The 14402-nt window shown below is 70.9% G+C and carries 13 protein-coding genes and 1 tRNA gene; 6 read left to right on the top strand and 8 right to left on the bottom strand.

Translation table 11 applies throughout. From position 1 onward, the window contains the following. Positions 1-27: 27 nt before the first annotated feature. The 3 genes from ABD709_RS16725 to ABD709_RS16715 all read left to right on the top strand — a co-directional run bounded on the left by ABD709_RS16725 (position 28) and on the right by ABD709_RS16715 (position 2506). Positions 28-1650, top strand: coding sequence for an LCP family protein (locus tag ABD709_RS16725; RefSeq protein ID WP_344777485.1), 1623 nt, complete (start codon positions 28-30; stop codon positions 1648-1650). A gap of 13 nt (positions 1651-1663) precedes the next feature. After that, positions 1664-2383: a lysophospholipid acyltransferase family protein gene (locus ABD709_RS16720; protein WP_344777483.1), complete on the top strand. Its 720-nt coding sequence runs from the start codon at positions 1664-1666 to the stop codon at positions 2381-2383. A gap of 49 nt (positions 2384-2432) precedes the next feature. Next, a tRNA-Ile gene (locus ABD709_RS16715) sits at positions 2433-2506 on the top strand. Between the two features lie 40 nt (positions 2507-2546). Here the strand turns inward: ABD709_RS16715 and ABD709_RS16710 are convergent. The 6 genes from ABD709_RS16710 to ABD709_RS16685 form a co-directional block, all read right to left on the bottom strand. Then, positions 2547-3674, bottom strand: a complete 1128-nt coding sequence (locus ABD709_RS16710) for a glycoside hydrolase family 16 protein (protein ID WP_344777481.1) — start codon at positions 3672-3674, stop codon at positions 2547-2549. A gap of 280 nt (positions 3675-3954) precedes the next feature. Next, positions 3955-4947, bottom strand: a complete 993-nt coding sequence (locus tag ABD709_RS16705; RefSeq protein ID WP_344777479.1) for a hypothetical protein — start codon at positions 4945-4947, stop codon at positions 3955-3957. A gap of 101 nt (positions 4948-5048) precedes the next feature. Further along, positions 5049-6296, bottom strand: a complete 1248-nt coding sequence (locus tag ABD709_RS16700; RefSeq protein ID WP_344777477.1) for a choice-of-anchor P family protein — start codon at positions 6294-6296, stop codon at positions 5049-5051. A 107-nt stretch (positions 6297-6403) separates the two neighbouring features. Beyond that, the gene (locus ABD709_RS16695) at positions 6404-7069 is read right to left on the bottom strand and encodes a hypothetical protein (RefSeq protein ID WP_344777475.1); all 666 of its coding nucleotides are present in this window, start codon (positions 7067-7069) and stop codon (positions 6404-6406) included. A 77-nt stretch (positions 7070-7146) separates the two neighbouring features. Continuing rightward, on the bottom strand, positions 7147-7596 hold the full coding sequence (locus ABD709_RS16690; RefSeq protein WP_344777473.1) for a hypothetical protein: 450 nt from the start codon (positions 7594-7596) through the stop codon (positions 7147-7149). Positions 7597-7601: 5 nt separating this feature from the next. Further along, complete coding sequence (locus ABD709_RS16685) at positions 7602-8354, bottom strand: PIG-L deacetylase family protein (RefSeq protein ID WP_344777471.1); 753 nt, start codon at positions 8352-8354, stop codon at positions 7602-7604. 51 nt (positions 8355-8405) lie between these two features. Here ABD709_RS16685 and ABD709_RS16680 point away from each other — a divergent pair, with 51 nt between their 5' ends. Beyond that, positions 8406-9458, top strand: a complete 1053-nt coding sequence (locus ABD709_RS16680) for a DNA adenine methylase (RefSeq protein ID WP_344777469.1) — start codon at positions 8406-8408, stop codon at positions 9456-9458. Here the strand turns inward: ABD709_RS16680 and ABD709_RS16675 are convergent. Further along, complete coding sequence (locus ABD709_RS16675) at positions 9433-10251, bottom strand: DUF72 domain-containing protein (protein WP_344777467.1); 819 nt, start codon at positions 10249-10251, stop codon at positions 9433-9435. The genes ABD709_RS16680 and ABD709_RS16675 overlap by 26 nt on opposite strands. 16 nt (positions 10252-10267) lie before the next feature. Between ABD709_RS16675 and ABD709_RS16670 the strand changes: the two genes are divergently transcribed. Further along, on the top strand, positions 10268-11248 hold the full coding sequence (locus tag ABD709_RS16670; protein ID WP_344777465.1) for an NAD-dependent epimerase/dehydratase family protein: 981 nt from the start codon (positions 10268-10270) through the stop codon (positions 11246-11248). Here the strand turns inward: ABD709_RS16670 and ABD709_RS16665 are convergent. Further along, positions 11229-12686 carry a serine/threonine-protein kinase gene (locus ABD709_RS16665; RefSeq protein WP_344777463.1) on the bottom strand — a complete coding sequence of 486 codons (1458 nt, stop codon included), beginning with the start codon at positions 12684-12686 and terminating at the stop codon, positions 11229-11231. The genes ABD709_RS16670 and ABD709_RS16665 overlap by 20 nt on opposite strands. A gap of 57 nt (positions 12687-12743) precedes the next feature. Here ABD709_RS16665 and tyrS point away from each other — a divergent pair, with 57 nt between their 5' ends. Further along, positions 12744-14015 carry a tyrosine--tRNA ligase gene (tyrS, locus tag ABD709_RS16660; RefSeq protein WP_344777461.1) on the top strand — a complete coding sequence of 424 codons (1272 nt, stop codon included), beginning with the start codon at positions 12744-12746 and terminating at the stop codon, positions 14013-14015. Positions 14016-14402: the final 387 nt, after the last annotated feature.

Genomic DNA, 14402 nt, shown 5'->3' with positions numbered 1-14402 from the left:
CACGCGCGCAGTGGTGAGGGGTCGTTCATGGTCGAACCGACGAGCCGCGGTGGCGCGCGCCGCGCGCCGCGGTCGATACGGCTGACCCGTCGTGACCGCAAACGCCTCCGCCACGCCGAGAGCCAGGGCGGCCGCCGGGCCCTGCGCGGCGAGGACCTGACCGCCGCCCGCCGTACCAGCACCGGCTCCGCCGGAGGCGGTCGTCGGGCGCTGCGCACCGAGCGGCGTACCCACGGCCTCGCCGGCACCCTCGGGATGACCCTCCTCGGCGCGATGGTCCCGGGCTCGGGTTACCTGTACGCCGGACGCAAGCTCATCGGCGGCATCGTGCTCGCCGGCTGGCTGGCCATCGTCGGCTTCGTCGCGTGGCACTTCGGGCGGAACTGGCACCACGCGCTCGACCTCGCGCTGAACCCGACCGCCCTGAAGATCGCCGTCGGCGTGCTCGCTGCGCTCCTGCTCGTGTGGCTGTTCGTGGTGTGGACCTCCTACCGACTGGTCCGGCCGAGGGAGCGCCCACGCTGGCACACGATCGTCGGCAACGTCGCGGTCGTCGTGTTCTGCGCGATCTTCGCGGCGCCGGTGCTGCGGGCCGCGCAGTACGGGCTCGCGACGGCGGACTTCGTGCACACCGTCTTCGACGGCAACAGCACCGCCACCGCCCCGCACGGGGTCACCGAGGACGACCCGTGGGCCGGCCAGGACCGGGTCAACGTGCTCCTGCTCGGCGGCGACGGAGGCGAGGGGCGCGAGGGCGTCCGCACCGACACTGTGATCCTCGCGAGCATCGACACCCACACGGGCAAGACGGTGACGTTCAGCCTCCCGCGCAACATGGCGGACGCGCAGTTCCCCGAGGACAGCCCGCTGCACGACCTCTACCCGAACGGCTTCACCGACGGCGACCCCGCCGACGGCGAGTACATGCTCAACGCGATCTACCGCAACGTCCCCGCGGTGCACCCCGGCGTGCTCGGCAAGAGCTCCAACGAGGGCGCCGACGCGATCAAGCAGGCCGTCGAGGGCACCCTCGGCATCCCGGTGAACTACTACGTGCTGGTGAACCTCGACGGCTTCAAGGAGCTCGTCGACGCGATGGGCGGGGTCACCGTCAACATCAACGAGCCGGTCGCCGTACAGGGCTGCACGGACTGCGGCCAGCCGCCCGACGAGTGGCTGGCACCCGGGCCGGACCAGCACCTCAACGGCTACTACGCGCTGTGGTTCGCACGCGGTCGGTTCGGCTCCGACGACTACGAGCGGATGGACCGGCAGCGGTGCATGGTCAACGCGCTGGTGAAGGCCGCCGACCCTGGTCACCTGCTGCTGCGCTACCTCGACCTGCTCAAGGCCGGGCAGGAGATCGTCTACACCGACATCCCTCGCCAGGCCGCCTCGGCGTTCGTCGAGCTGGGCCTGCGGGTCAAGGACGCGAAGATCAAGTCGGTGGTCTTCAAGACCGACGACCAGTGGAGCTCGGCCGACCCGGACTTCGACTACATGCGCGACGTCGTGCAGCGCGCGCTCAACCCGGAGCCGGGGTCCGGCGGCCACAAGAAGGACCCGGCGACGGGCGCCAAGGACGCATGCGCCTACCACCCGACCGGCGTCACGGTGGCCGACGTCGAGGCGGAGTACGGCACCGGCTGATGGGACCCAGAGCTTGACCACGAACGAGGAAGCCCACCGGATCGCTCGTGAGCACGGGGTGAGCGGGCCGCTCTACCTGTTCGTGAAATTCGTCGCCGCGCTCGTCTTCCGGTTGCTCTGCGGCTTCACCGCGACCGGCACGGAGAACGTCCCGAAGACGGGCCCGGTCGTCATCGTCCCCAACCACAAGAGCTTCTGGGACCCGTTCTTCGTGGCGATCGTGCTGCGCCGCCCGGTGCACTTCATGGGCAAGGCCGAGCACTTCGACGGCCCGATGGCTCCGATCTTCCTCCGGCTCGGTGCCTTCCCGGTGCGCCGGGGCGACTCGGACGCCGAGGCACTCGAGACGTCTCGCGCGATCCTCGCCCGGGGTGACGTGCTCGCGCTGTTCCCCGAGGGCACCCGCTTCCGCGGTGAGGGACTCGGAGTCCCCAAGCGCGGCGCCGCCAGGCTGGCGATCGAGGCCGGCGCACCCATCGTCCCGGCGACGATCACGGGCACCGAGAAGCGGCGCTGGCCGCTGCCGCGCAAGGTCCGGGTCGTGTTCGGCACCCCGGTCTCGGTCGAGGGTCTCGAGGCCACGCCGGAGGACGCCGCGACCGCCATCGACACCGCGTGGCCCCAGGTCACCGAGGAGTACGCCCGCTGGCAGAACCGTCCCGGCCTGGTTGCCGCCGGCCTGGCCGCCGTCGGGCTCGGCGCGCTGATCGTGAAGAAGCGACGCGGCAGGTGAGCCGGTCGGCGGACCGTAGCCGGCGCCCTCGATAGGCTCCTCGAGGCGAGGGGCGGTAGCTCAGTCGGTCAGAGCAGAGGACTCATAATCCTTGGGTCGTGGGTTCGAGCCCCACCCGCCCCACATATCGTCTTCGTTGGTTCGGCTGGAAACTGTGACGCGGCTACTTCCACACTCGGACGTAGTCGATCTTCATCTCCACCGTCTGGGGAGTCGTCGCCACCGGCGCGTTCCAGAGCTGACCCCAGCCTTGAGTGAGCACGACGTTGAACGGCTGGTCGAAGGGCTGGGGGCTCCGCAGCGGATCCGATGGCCTCCAGGTGTGCTGGTAGACCATCGTCCCGTCGAGGTAGAAGCGCATGATCGGCGGTGTCCACTCGACGGTGTAGACGTGCCATCGGCTCACGTCGACGACGTGGGCGCGCCCTGTGTGCACGTTCGTGCGGCCGTCGACGTAGTGGAGCGACGAGAACACGCCTGCGGGCAGGGCACTGAACCATTCGGCTACGTCGACCTCTCCCGAGAGGGGCCACCGCCCGTAGGTCTGTCGGTCGGGGTAGAGCCACACTGCTGAATGCGCACCCGGGACCCGGGCGGTGCTGAACTGGGCCCTGAAGGAGAAGCGACCGTAGGCCTGGCTGAACAGTCCCTTGGTCGTGATCGTCGAGGACACGCGGTCGGTTACGAAGTCTCCGTAGGGGCTCTTGCACGTGATCGGGGTGGCCAGATGCCGTGCTCTCAGCGTCGCGCTGCCGTCGGTCACCGAGATCTGGTCGGGGCCGGCGAGTAAGCAGGCGGTCCCGTTGGCAACGCCGGTGATGGACGTCTGCTGGGGCACCCACTTCGCAGAATCGAGGGCACCGGCAGAGAAGTCGTCGACGAAGGTGCAGGCCCAGAAGGACCCATCGGCTTTGCGCACCCCCGGACCGCATGCATCAGAGGGCGTGGTGTCGATCGGCGACGGCCGGACGGTGCGAACGCGGCTCTGCGCTCCTCGAGCCGACGCCAGGACTATCCAGGCAACGCCCGCGGGGCGGGGCAGGTCGATCCGGTATCGCCCGGTCGGCCCCGAGCGTTCGCTCGTGAGGTCGACCCAGTCTCCGGAGATCCGTCGCAGGATCCGGATGGTCGTGAGTGCAGGGTCGCTCCCTGTGAGCACCACATGCTTGCCTTCGATGTGCGGGCGTTCGAGCGTCACGCGCTCGACGCCCAGCGATGGAGTCACGGTGAACGCGAAACCGGCGATAATGGCTGCAATGGCCGACGTTGCGACGGCGAACCGAATACGCATGATGTTTCCCTCCCCACGAAGCTCCCGCGGGTCGCGGAACGTTCTCCCGCTTCCACGGTAGGAACGTGGGGGCGCCATGCCATCGGTCTGATGACCGCTCAGCGAAGGACGAACGGCTTGTGACGGCCGTCACGCTGATGCAAGGTGACCCTGCTGGCCGGCCCTTCTCGGGATGCCTGTCGAGGACGCCGGGCTGAGGCGACCCCAACGCAGGGAGTGGCTCAGTCGGTCAGAGCAGAGGCGCCACGATGCGAGACCGATTCGGGCGCCGCGTCGTCGGTCAGTCGTGCTCGTCCACGAGCCGGTGGCGACGCTCCTCCTCGCGCTTGGAGTACGCCGCGGCGCGGATGGCTTCGTCCGACTCGAGGCCGCTGCCGAGGGCGCCGCCCACGGTGGCGGCGGAGGCCACGAACCAGGCCAGGACGACGAGGTCGCCGTACCCGAGAGACGCGTGGAGGTAGCCGCCCATCACGGCCGGATCGAGCACGAACAGCGCCCAGAGCAGGTTCAGGACATAGAGCGCGACGTAGCAGATCGTGCACCCGGCAGTGAGCGTCAGCAGCGTCGAGGTGTTGTAGAGGCGCGAGCGCTCCTTCGCCTCCGGCGAGTCGTCGTCGGGACGGTCCCAGAGCTCGCCGTCGATGACGAGCCAGCCGACGACGAGCGCGATGGACAGGATCGTGGCGACCACGAGACGCCAGGGGGACAACGAGCCCGCCAGCAGCCAGATCGTGGAGTTGACGGTGGCGATGGCGCCCGTGGTGAGGGCGGCGACGAGCGCGGACTTGAGCCCGGGCACGAGCAGCCAGGGGCGGTTGGCGAGCACCATCCCCAGGAGCAGCCGCCAGCGTCCGCTGAGACGCGGGAGCGGCACGCGCAGGTCGTCCCCGGAGTCGTCGGTCATGCCGCTGACCAGCTCGCGGACGGCCGCTCGGCTCCGTGCGTGCATCCGGAAGGCACCGAGCGCAGGCAGCGACAGCACGGCGGTCCGTTGCTGCGGGTCGGCCTCGACGAGCAGGTAGCGGCCGTCGTCGTCGCGCAGCGGCAGCTCGGTGAGACCGACGACGACGTCCCAGCGGTGCTCCTGAGCCTGGCCGGTCAGTCGTGACAGCGCGGTGTCGACGTCCTCGCACCCGACGGTGAACGGCTCGCTGACGACCTCGACGTCCCATCCGCCGCGACCGTCGCTCCCCGGCGGCGCGAGGTCGTGCATCCGGCGCGCGAGATCGGTCGGCTTGGACGGATCGGCCATCAAGCCGATGCGTGTCGTCATGATGGCGGAGTACCCACCGGCACCCACGAGGAGTCGGTCCGGAGGGACGCGGGTCGTGCGGACGGGGATGACCCCCGTCCGCACGAGCTCGGGCCGACGGGTCAGCGCGGCAGCTGGCCGACCCGCATCCGCGCCACGCCGAGGTCGACGACGGCACCGGAGCCGTCCAGCAGGGTGAGCCGCACGGCGGTCACCTCGATGCCGGCCTTCAGCTTCTTGACGAGATTGGTCTCGATCTTGACCAGACCCGGGATCTCCAGGCCGTCGAGCGGGATCTGCTGGGGCTCCCCGTTCACGGAGATCAGGACGGTGCCCGTTCCCTTGCTGCTGCGGATGAGGTGCCGGGACCCGCGATCGCGCTCGACGTAGGCGCGCGCCTTGATGCCCTCGATGTGGATGGCGCCGTTGGCGAGATCCACGTTGGCGATCTCGGCCTGCTCCCAGCCCTTGGCGGACTTGCGGGTCGCGACGGCCCGCTCCTTGGCCTGGGCGACCCCCGCCTCGAGAACGTCGGGGAGGTTCACGGTGGCGACGGAGGACTGCAGGACGTCACCGTCGGTGCCTGCGCACGGCATGAACACCTGCGGCGTGGCGCCGACGCCGACGACGTCACCGAGCACGCTGGCCTTGAGGCCGTAGGCGATGCCGCCGAAGACGCCGTGCGGCGTGTCGATCAGTCGCGCCACCGCGCGGGCGAGGGCGACCGTGGTGTTGCTCGAGTCGAGGTGGACGCGCAGACCCGTGGCCTGGGCGACCGCGCGGTGCGCACCGTGGACCTGGGTGGTCCCGCCGAGGCTGATGGTGCCGACGCCGGGGATCACGACCGGGTGGTTCGGGCCCGGGAGCGGAAACGTCTGCGGGTTGCCCCCAGACGGCGTGTACGTGATGCCGAGGACGTTGGTGTGCGCGGCGGTGTGGTAGCCCGCTGCGTCGTGGTAGGCGCGGGTCCAGGCCTCGATGCCGGTGATGGCGAGGGTGCCGGCGTCGTTGTCGGAGAGCTCGACATCCGCGATGCGGTGCCGGGCGTAGGTGGAGACGGTGTCGCCGTTCTTGCGGGTCCACACCCTGGTCTCGAGACCCTCGGCGGTGCCGAGGCCCTGCAGGTCGACCGAGGCGGTCGCACTGGTCTTGGTGATGCCCGCGATGTTGTTGCAGGCGACGATCGCGCGGGCGATCGGGCCGGATCCCACCGGGAGGGAACCACCCTTGACCTTCGCGCCGAACCCGAAGGCAGACATGCCGTAGGGGACGGGCACCTGGTCGGCGGCGCCGGCGGTGGACGAGGAGGCGACGACGAGGCCGCCGGCCATTGCTAGGAGAAGACTGAAGAGGACTGCGAGCCTACGCATGGGTGCTCCTTGGGGGAGACGGGGAAAAACGAGCAGTCCCCCCGGACCGACCCCCTCAGGTCCCGAGAAGATGTTGACTGCCTCGTCGCTGCGATGAAACTGTCTCTTTACTTCTCAACGTCCGACATGCCAAAAGGCGACGGCGTCGGCCGATTTGTGGTAGCGCCGGCGGGCGCTCGCCCCTCTCCCGCAAGCAGGACGACGAGTGCGACGAGACCCGCCATCGAGGTGGCGGGAAGCACCAGGAGAACAGCGACCACGGTGGCCGCCGCAGCCGACCACCTCCTGCTCCTGCCGACCGCGCAGGCGAGCACGATCATCGACGCCGCGGCGAGGAGCAGGCCGATCCGGTACGCCTGGCCCTCGCGCGTCCACCAGGACGCTGCGTCATCCGAAGCGCCGAGCGCCAGCGTTGCCGCGACCGCCGCTGATGCGGCGAGAGCCGTCGCGGCGCCGACGCCGGCAGCGACGAACGGTCGGCGTCCGGCCCGGCGCACCGTCCGACCCGCCCGGACGTAGGCGCACGCGATCACGATGCAGGCGAGGACCCAGAGCACGTCGCCGACGAGGACCCGCTCTGGGTGCGCCTGGTACCACTCCGAGACCTGAGCCGACGTCGGTCGGCCGGCGGGCTGGCCCGACCAGAGCACGACCTCGTCGAGGACGACGACGCTGGCGGCGAGGAGAAGCGCGACCGTCGGCCGGACGACCAGACGATCGAGAGACGCTGCCCGGCCCTCGCGACGCGGGGTGCGGACATCCGTACTGGGCACGCTCTCAGTCCAACGGACGTGCGAGTCGTCCGGCAGGGTCCAAGGACCTACGGCCGGTCGACCGCCGTCGCACCGGGTCAGCGGACGGCGAACCTCTCGATCGCCGACCTCCACCTGTCCGGGTCCGGCGCGAACAGCCCGACCTCCCCGTGATCGCTGGAGACGACCAAGAAGTGCTTGCCCGCGACGACCCGCCCGTTCCAGGCCTTCTCGACCCGCACGCCGGTGATCGCGGCGACGGGGACGGTGACGGCCCGGCCGAGGTAGGGATGGATCAGCAGGTCCGCGGTCGTCAGCGTGAGCAGGCTGTTGTTGGCGACGCGGGGGAAGTCGCCGGTGCCGCCGCAGTAGTTGCCGCGGTCCGGGCCGAGCACCACCCGGTCGCCGGTGGCGGCGAGGTCCGCCTGAAGCTCCGCCATCCTTGCCCTCCGACGGCGGGAGAGTGCCGTGAGCACGATCCCCCAGACGACGCCGTTGATCGCCAGGATGCCGAGGACGAGCAGGACGACGAAGACGACGACGTGCATGCGGTTCAGTCGCCCCAGCCCATGGGGAACACCTCGATCAGCGCAGCGAACGCGACCCCCATCCGGGCGCCGGCCTGGCGTGCGAACCCTTCGAGGAATTCCCGCGGATCCCAGTTCTCCCAGCCCAGGCCCTCGATGTACGCCGCATGCGCCTGCAGCGACTCGACGCCCGCCTCGAACGTCTCCGTCGTGTCGGCGCCGTGCTCGGACTCGGGCGAGCCCAGCGCCCAGACCTGGCGTACGCCGCCCCACGGCTCGACGCCGTCGGTGAGCTGCTCGTTGAAGACCCAGCGGTTGCCGGCGTCGCGGACCGCGTCGATGACAGCGCGGCCGACGGCGATGTGGTCGGCCTGGTTGAAGTTCTTGCCGCCCCACGTCTCCCTGAAGTTGCCGGTGATGACGATGTCGGGGCGGTGCCTGCGGACCGAGCCGGCGATCGCGCGGCGGAGGTCCACGCCGTACTCCAGGATCCCGTCGGGCAGGCCGAGGAACTCGACCTCGCTCACGCCGACGATGCGCGCGGACTCGATCTCCTCCGCCTCCCGCACGGTGCGGCACTCGTCGGGGGCCAGGCCGTCGATGCCGGCCTCCCCGCTGGTCACCATGCAGTACACGATGGTCTTGCCCTGCGCGGTCCAGCGCGCGATGGCGGCGGCACCGCCGTACTCGATGTCGTCGGGGTGGGCCACGACGCACAGCGCGCGGTCCCAGTCCTCGTCGACGGGGGTCAGGGGCGGCGGGGGAGGCTGCTCGGTCACGGGGACACGATCCTCCACCGGCGGCGGGCGGGGAAGCCCTACGCTCGGCGCGTGATCAAGTACCTCGGCTCCAAACGCACGCTCGTGCCGGTGCTGGGGGACCTCGCGGTGGGCGCGGGCGCGCGGACCGCACTGGATCTCTTCACCGGGACCACCCGGGTCGCCCAGGAGCTGAAGCGCCGGGGGATCCACGTCACGGCAGCCGATGTCGCGTCGTACTCGACGGTGCTGAGCGACTGCTACGTGGCGACCGACGCGGACGCGGTCAGCGAGGACCTCGACGTCGAGCTCGCGCGACTGGACGCGCTGCCCGGCGCGCCGGGCTACTTCACCGAGACCTTCTGCGAGCGGAGCCGCTTCTTCCAGGCCAAGAACGGCGCGCGCGTCGACGCGGTCCGCGACGCGATCGAGCGGGACCACCCGCCGGGCAGCCCGCTCCGGCCGGTGCTGCTCACCAGCCTGATGCTGGCCGCCGACCGGGTCGACTCGACCACCGGCGTCCAGATGGCCTACCTCAAGGAGTGGGCGCCGCGGGCGCACCGTGACCTCCGGCTCACGCGCCCCGAGCTGATCAGGGGAGCGGGAGCGACGCTCGCCGGGGACGTCATGGACACCGTTGCCCGGGCGCCGCACGTGGACCTCGCGTACGTCGACCCGCCCTACAACCAGCACCGCTACTTCGCGAACTACCACATCTGGGAGACGCTGGTCCGCTGGGACGCTCCGGAGCACTACGGCGTCGCGTGCAAGCGGGTCGACACCCGCGAGACGCGCAGCGTGTTCAACAGCCGGCGCACGATGCCCGACGCGCTGCGGCGGGTGCTGTCGGCGGTCCGCGCCGACGTCCTCGTCGTCTCCTACAACGACGAGTCCTGGGTCACGGCCGAGGAGATCACCGACATGCTGCGTGCGGCGGGCCACGAGACGGTCCGGCTGCTGAGCTTCGACCGGAAGCGGTACGTCGGCGCGCAGATCGGCATCTACAACCCGGCGGGGGACAAGGTGGGCGAGGTCGCCCGGCTCCGCAACGTCGAGTACGTCTTCGTCGCCGGCCCGGCCGAACGGGTCGACGCGGCGGTCAGCTCCGTCGCAGCCGCTCGATGAGCCCGACGGCGTCCCAGGGCGCCCGTCCCTTCGCGTCGTTGTCGAAGTAGACGTAGACGTCGGCCTCCTGAGCCCACTCCCGGCAGCGCTCGGCCCAGGAGTCGAGCGACCTGGCGGAGTAGCCGCTCGTGTAGAGCTCGGTGTGGCCGTGCAGCCGCACGTAGACCACGTCGCTGGTCACGACGTCGGCCTCGGGCCAGCGGCCGGGGGAGTCCGAGACGACGCAGCCGATGCCGTGCGCCCGCATCTGGTCGAACGCCTCGTCGCTGCAGAAGCTGCGGTGCCGGAACTCGAGGACGTGGCGGACGGGCCGGTCCGCGTCGATCTCGGTGTGCACCCGGTCGCCGCGCAGCTTGTCGTCGTGACGGGCGGCCAGCTCGGCCGCCGCGGCCGTGCTGCGGGGGAGCTGGTCGTAGAACTGCCCGAGCAGCTCCTCGTCCCACTGGACCGACGCCGGGAGCTGCCACAGCACCGGGCCCAGCTTGGGCCCCAGGGCGAGCACCCCGGACGCGAAGAAGTTCGCGAGCGCCGACTCGACGCCGCGGAGCCGCTTCATGTGGGTGATGAAGCGGCCGCCCTTCACCCCGAACTCGAAGCCGTCGGGCACCGCGTCGCGCCAGGCGGCGTACGACGTCGGCCGCTGCAACGAGTAGAACGACCCGTTGATCTCGATGCTGGTCATCCGCTCGGCGGCGTACTCCAGCTCCCTCCTCTGCACCAGGCCCTTGGGGTAGAAGTCGCCCCGCCAGCGCGGGTACGACCAGCCCGAGATGCCGACGCGGATTTCGCCCATGTTCCATAGTGACCACATGCGACTAGTGGTTCTCGGTGGCACCGTCTTCCTGTCCCACGCGGTCGCGGCCGACGCCGTCGCCCGCGGTCACGAGGTCACCTGCGCCTGCCGCGGCACGTCGGGGTCCGTCCCGGAGGGCGCGCGGCTGGTGACCTGGGACCGCGACCAACCGGTGCCGGCCGAGCTCGCCGAGGGCGGGTTCGACGCGGTCGTCGACGTCGCGAGGCACCCGTCGCGGGTGCGGTCCGCCGTCGCGGCGTTGCCGGACGCGCACTGGGTCTTCGTCTCGACCGTCAACGTGTACGCCGACGACACGACGCCGGGCGGCACCCCCGGGACCATCCCGCTCCGCGACCCGATCACCGAGGACGTCGACCTCGCCGAGGACCCGGAGGCGTACGGCGGCATGAAGGTCGCCTGCGAGCGGATCGTCCTCGACGAGGCGGCCTCCGCCACGGTGGTGCGGCCAGGCCTGATCGTCGGGCCCGGCGACCCGACCGGCCGGTTCTCCTACTGGCCCCGGCGCCTCGCGCGCGGCGGGAACGTGCTGGCGCCGGGCAGCCCCGACGACCTCATGCAGGTGATCGACGTGCGCGACCTCGCCGCGTGGATCGTCACGCTCGCCGAGAACCGGACCGAGGGCGTCTACGACGGCGTCGGGGAGCCGATGGAGATGTGGCGGATGCTCGGCGAGTGCGCCGCGGGGGTCGGCGACACCGGCGCGGCGTACACCTGGGTCGGCCAGGACCGGCTGACCGAGCTGGACGTCGAGCCGTGGATGGGCCCCGAATCCATCCCGCTCTGGCTCCCGCGTCCGGACTACGACGGTCTGCCGACCCACGACGTCGAGCCGTCGCTGAGCGCGGGCCTGGAGCTGCGGTCGATCGCGGAGACCAGTCGCGACACGCTCGCCTGGCTGGAGGAGCAGCCGGACGCGCCGGTCAGCGGAATCTCCGCGGAGCGCGAGGCCGAGCTGCTCAGGCTGGCGACGACGTAGCGTCGGCGATCAGGATCTGGTCGCCCTTCCGCACGAGGTACAGCGTCACCTGGTCCGTGTGCTTCTCCGCGCCACGGCCCTTGAGGTGGTAGCTGTAGGTGTAGGTGACCCGCATGTTCGACGGGTCGGCGGTGATGTCGAGGACCTTGACGCCGGACACCGACCCCCAGAACTCCTGGTACTGCGGGCTGCGCTGCTGGTAGGCCGGCGTGAGCTGGTCGAAGCCGGCGGCCGGGTCCTTGCTCGCCGTCTGCAGGTAGGACTGCGCGAAGCCCTCGAGCTCGGCGGCGGTGGGCGGCGGAGCGGTGGTCTCGTCGGAGCTGCTGGGCGGGCTGCTGCTGGTGGCCGCGCCGCCACCGGTGCTCGCTCCGCCGCCGGTCTGCGCGGCGGGCGTGTCGTCACCGTTGTTGCCGAGGAGGAGGAAGGCTGCGACGAGGACGAGCAGGGCCACCGCTCCGCCGCCGATCGCGGCGACGAGGCCGGCCCTGCGGTCCCGTCCGTCGGCCCGGCGTGCCGGCGCCACCGGAGCCGGGTCGGGCGCGGGCTCGGGCGGCGGGGCGATCGGCGTGGCGGTCGTCGGCGGGTTCGCCGGTGGTGCGGGAGGCGGCGGCACGACCGGCATCCGCTGCGTCTCCCGGGAGGTCGCGGGCGCCCGGAGGTAGTCGCGCACCTCTGCCATCGCCGGCCGGCTCGCGGGATCCCGGGTCATCGTCATCTCGAGCAGCGGGCCGAGCCACCCGGCGGTGCGGAGGCGCGGCGGGTCCTCGTTCACGATCCGGTACATCGCGCCCATGACGTTGTCGCCGATGTCGTACGGCGGCTTGCCGGCGAGCGCGTGGAACATGGTCGCGCCGAGCGACCAGACGTCGCTGGCCGGCGTGGCCGAGCGGCCCGAGGCGACCTCGGGGGAGAGGTACGCCGGCGAGCCGGTCACCAGCCCGGTCTGGGTCAGCGAGGCGTCGGCCACGGCCCGTGCGATCCCGAAGTCGGTGAGCTTCACCGTGTCCTCGTCGCCGAGCAGGATGTTCGACGGCTTCACGTCGCGGTGCACGATGCCGGCGGCGTGCGCCGCGGCGAGCGCGTCCGCGACCCGCGCCATCACCCGGGCGGTGTAGTCCGGCGACAGCGCGCCGCGCTGCTCGATCGTGGCGGCCAGCGTGGTGCCCTCGACGTACTCCATCACCAGCCAGTAGCCGGCCTCGGCCTCGACGAGGTCGAAGACGGCGACGACGTTCGGGTGGTTGACCCGGGCGGCGAGCCGCGCCTCGCGCTCCGCGCGGATCAGGTCGACGTCGACCGAGCCGGGCGGGTAGCCGACCTGCTTGAGCGCGACGGTCCGCCCCAGGACGTCGTCGCGCCCCAACCACACGGCACCGGACCCGCCCTGACCGATCTTGCGGTCCAGCGAGTACCTGTCTGTGACGCGCCCGGCTTCCATCGCGCCGTCCAGCCTATCCTTGGCCTGTTCCGACCCAGACTTCGAGAAAGGCCGACCGTGCCCGTCGACCCCACGCTCCTCGACGACCTGGAGTGGCGCGGACTGATCGCCCACTCCACGGATCGCGACGCCCTCCAGGCGGCGCTCAGCGAGGGCAGCGTGCGTTACTACGTCGGCTTCGACCCGACGGCCCCGAGCCTGCACATGGGCAACCTCGTCCAGCTCGTCACCGCCCGCCGCCTGCAGCTGGCCGGGCACACGCCGTACGTCCTCGTCGGCGGGGCGACCGGCATGATCGGCGACCCCAAGGACTCGGGGGAGCGGACGCTGAACTCGCTGGAGACGGTGAAGGACTGGAGCGAGCGCGTACGCCGCCAGGTGTCGGCGTTCGTGGAGTTCGAGGGCGCGAACGCGGCCACGGTCGTGAACAACTACGACTGGACCTCGGGTCTGTCGACGATCGACTTCCTCCGCGACATCGGCAAGCACTTCCCGGTCAACCGGATGCTGGGCCGCGAGACCGTCAAGCGCCGGCTCGAGTCCGGCATCAGCTACACCGAGTTCTCCTACGTCCTCCTGCAGTCGATGGACTTCCTCGAGCTGTTCCGCCGGCACGGGGTCACGCTGCAGTTCGGCGGGTCGGACCAGTGGGGCAACCTCACCGGCGGCGTCGAGCTGATCCGCCGCGCCGACGGAGGGGACGCCCACGCGTTCGCGACCCCGCTGATCACGAAGCCGGACGGCACGAAGTACGGCAAGACCGAAGGCGACGCGCTCTGGCTCGACGCCGACATGATGCCGCCCTACGGGTTCCACCAGTTCTGGCTCAACCGGGAGGACGACGAGGTCGGGCAGCTGCTGCGGATCTTCACGTTCCTGTCGCGCGAGGAGATCGAGGACCTCGAGGCCCGGCACGCGGAGAAGCCGTCCCTGCGCGAGGCGCAGAAGGTGCTGGCCGACGAGGTCACCACGCTGGTGCACGGCGCCGACGAGACCGAGCAGGCCAGGGCGGCCGCCCAGGCCCTGTTCGGGACCGGCGACATCACCTCGCTGTCGGCCGCGACGCTGGCAGCCGCGCTGGGGGAGGCCGGCGCCGTCGACGTGGACGCCTCGTCGGGGATCCCCGATGTCGTCGAGCTGCTGACCCTCACGGGTCTGGTCAAGAGCAAGGGGGAGGCGCGGCGCACGATCGCCGAGGGCGGCGCCTACCTCAACAACGTGCGGGTCGACGACCCCGAGCTGGTGCCCACGAGCAGCGACCTGATCGGCGGCAGCTGGCTGGTGCTCCGGCGCGGCAAGAAGCGGTTCGCAGGCGTGCGGGTGGCCTGATCCGGGCTCCCGCGGGGGCTCTCGGAGGCCTGTGACCCGGCACACGCGACCCCGATTTGTACTGCGTCCGGGAGTGGTCTAATGTTCTCCGAGTCGCCAGGGAGCGGCGGGAGACAAGAGGGTCCGGAGTCATCCGGAGATCGGGTCTCCGGCCCCGGGCGGCCGCCCACCACTCACACAGCAATCCGGTGAAAATCCGGACCCGTTGTGTGCGCGGTGACCATCAGCTCGGACACGAACCCGCAAGGGCGAGGTCCGGTGCGTCTGATGTTTGAGAACTCAACAGTGTGTCATGCATATGTCGATGTGAGGTTTGTGCGCATCTGGCCTTTTGGGGTTGGGTGTGTGGGTTTTTTCGGCATTTCAATGATTCTGGCTTTTGTCAGA

The organism is Nocardioides panacisoli (assembly GCF_039537325.1).
Lineage (GTDB): Bacteria > Actinomycetota > Actinomycetes > Propionibacteriales > Nocardioidaceae > Nocardioides > Nocardioides panacisoli.
The sequence above is the reverse complement of the archived record's forward strand: the minus strand, read 5'-3'. Positions and strand labels throughout refer to the sequence as shown.

Coding starts and splice junctions, on each gene's coding strand:
- ABD709_RS16725 (WP_344777485.1), top strand. CDS start 28: ATGGTCGAACCGACGAGCCGCGGTGGCGCGCGCCGCGCGCCGCGGTCG.
- ABD709_RS16710 (WP_344777481.1), bottom strand. CDS start 3,674: ATGCGTATTCGGTTCGCCGTCGCAACGTCGGCCATTGCAGCCATTATC.
- ABD709_RS16705 (WP_344777479.1), bottom strand. CDS start 4,947: ATGACGACACGCATCGGCTTGATGGCCGATCCGTCCAAGCCGACCGAT.
- ABD709_RS16700 (WP_344777477.1), bottom strand. CDS start 6,296: ATGCGTAGGCTCGCAGTCCTCTTCAGTCTTCTCCTAGCAATGGCCGGC.
- ABD709_RS16690 (WP_344777473.1), bottom strand. CDS start 7,596: ATGCACGTCGTCGTCTTCGTCGTCCTGCTCGTCCTCGGCATCCTGGCG.
- ABD709_RS16675 (WP_344777467.1), bottom strand. CDS start 10,251: ATGGGCGAAATCCGCGTCGGCATCTCGGGCTGGTCGTACCCGCGCTGG.
- ABD709_RS16670 (WP_344777465.1), top strand. CDS start 10,268: ATGCGACTAGTGGTTCTCGGTGGCACCGTCTTCCTGTCCCACGCGGTC.
- ABD709_RS16665 (WP_344777463.1), bottom strand. CDS start 12,686: ATGGAAGCCGGGCGCGTCACAGACAGGTACTCGCTGGACCGCAAGATC.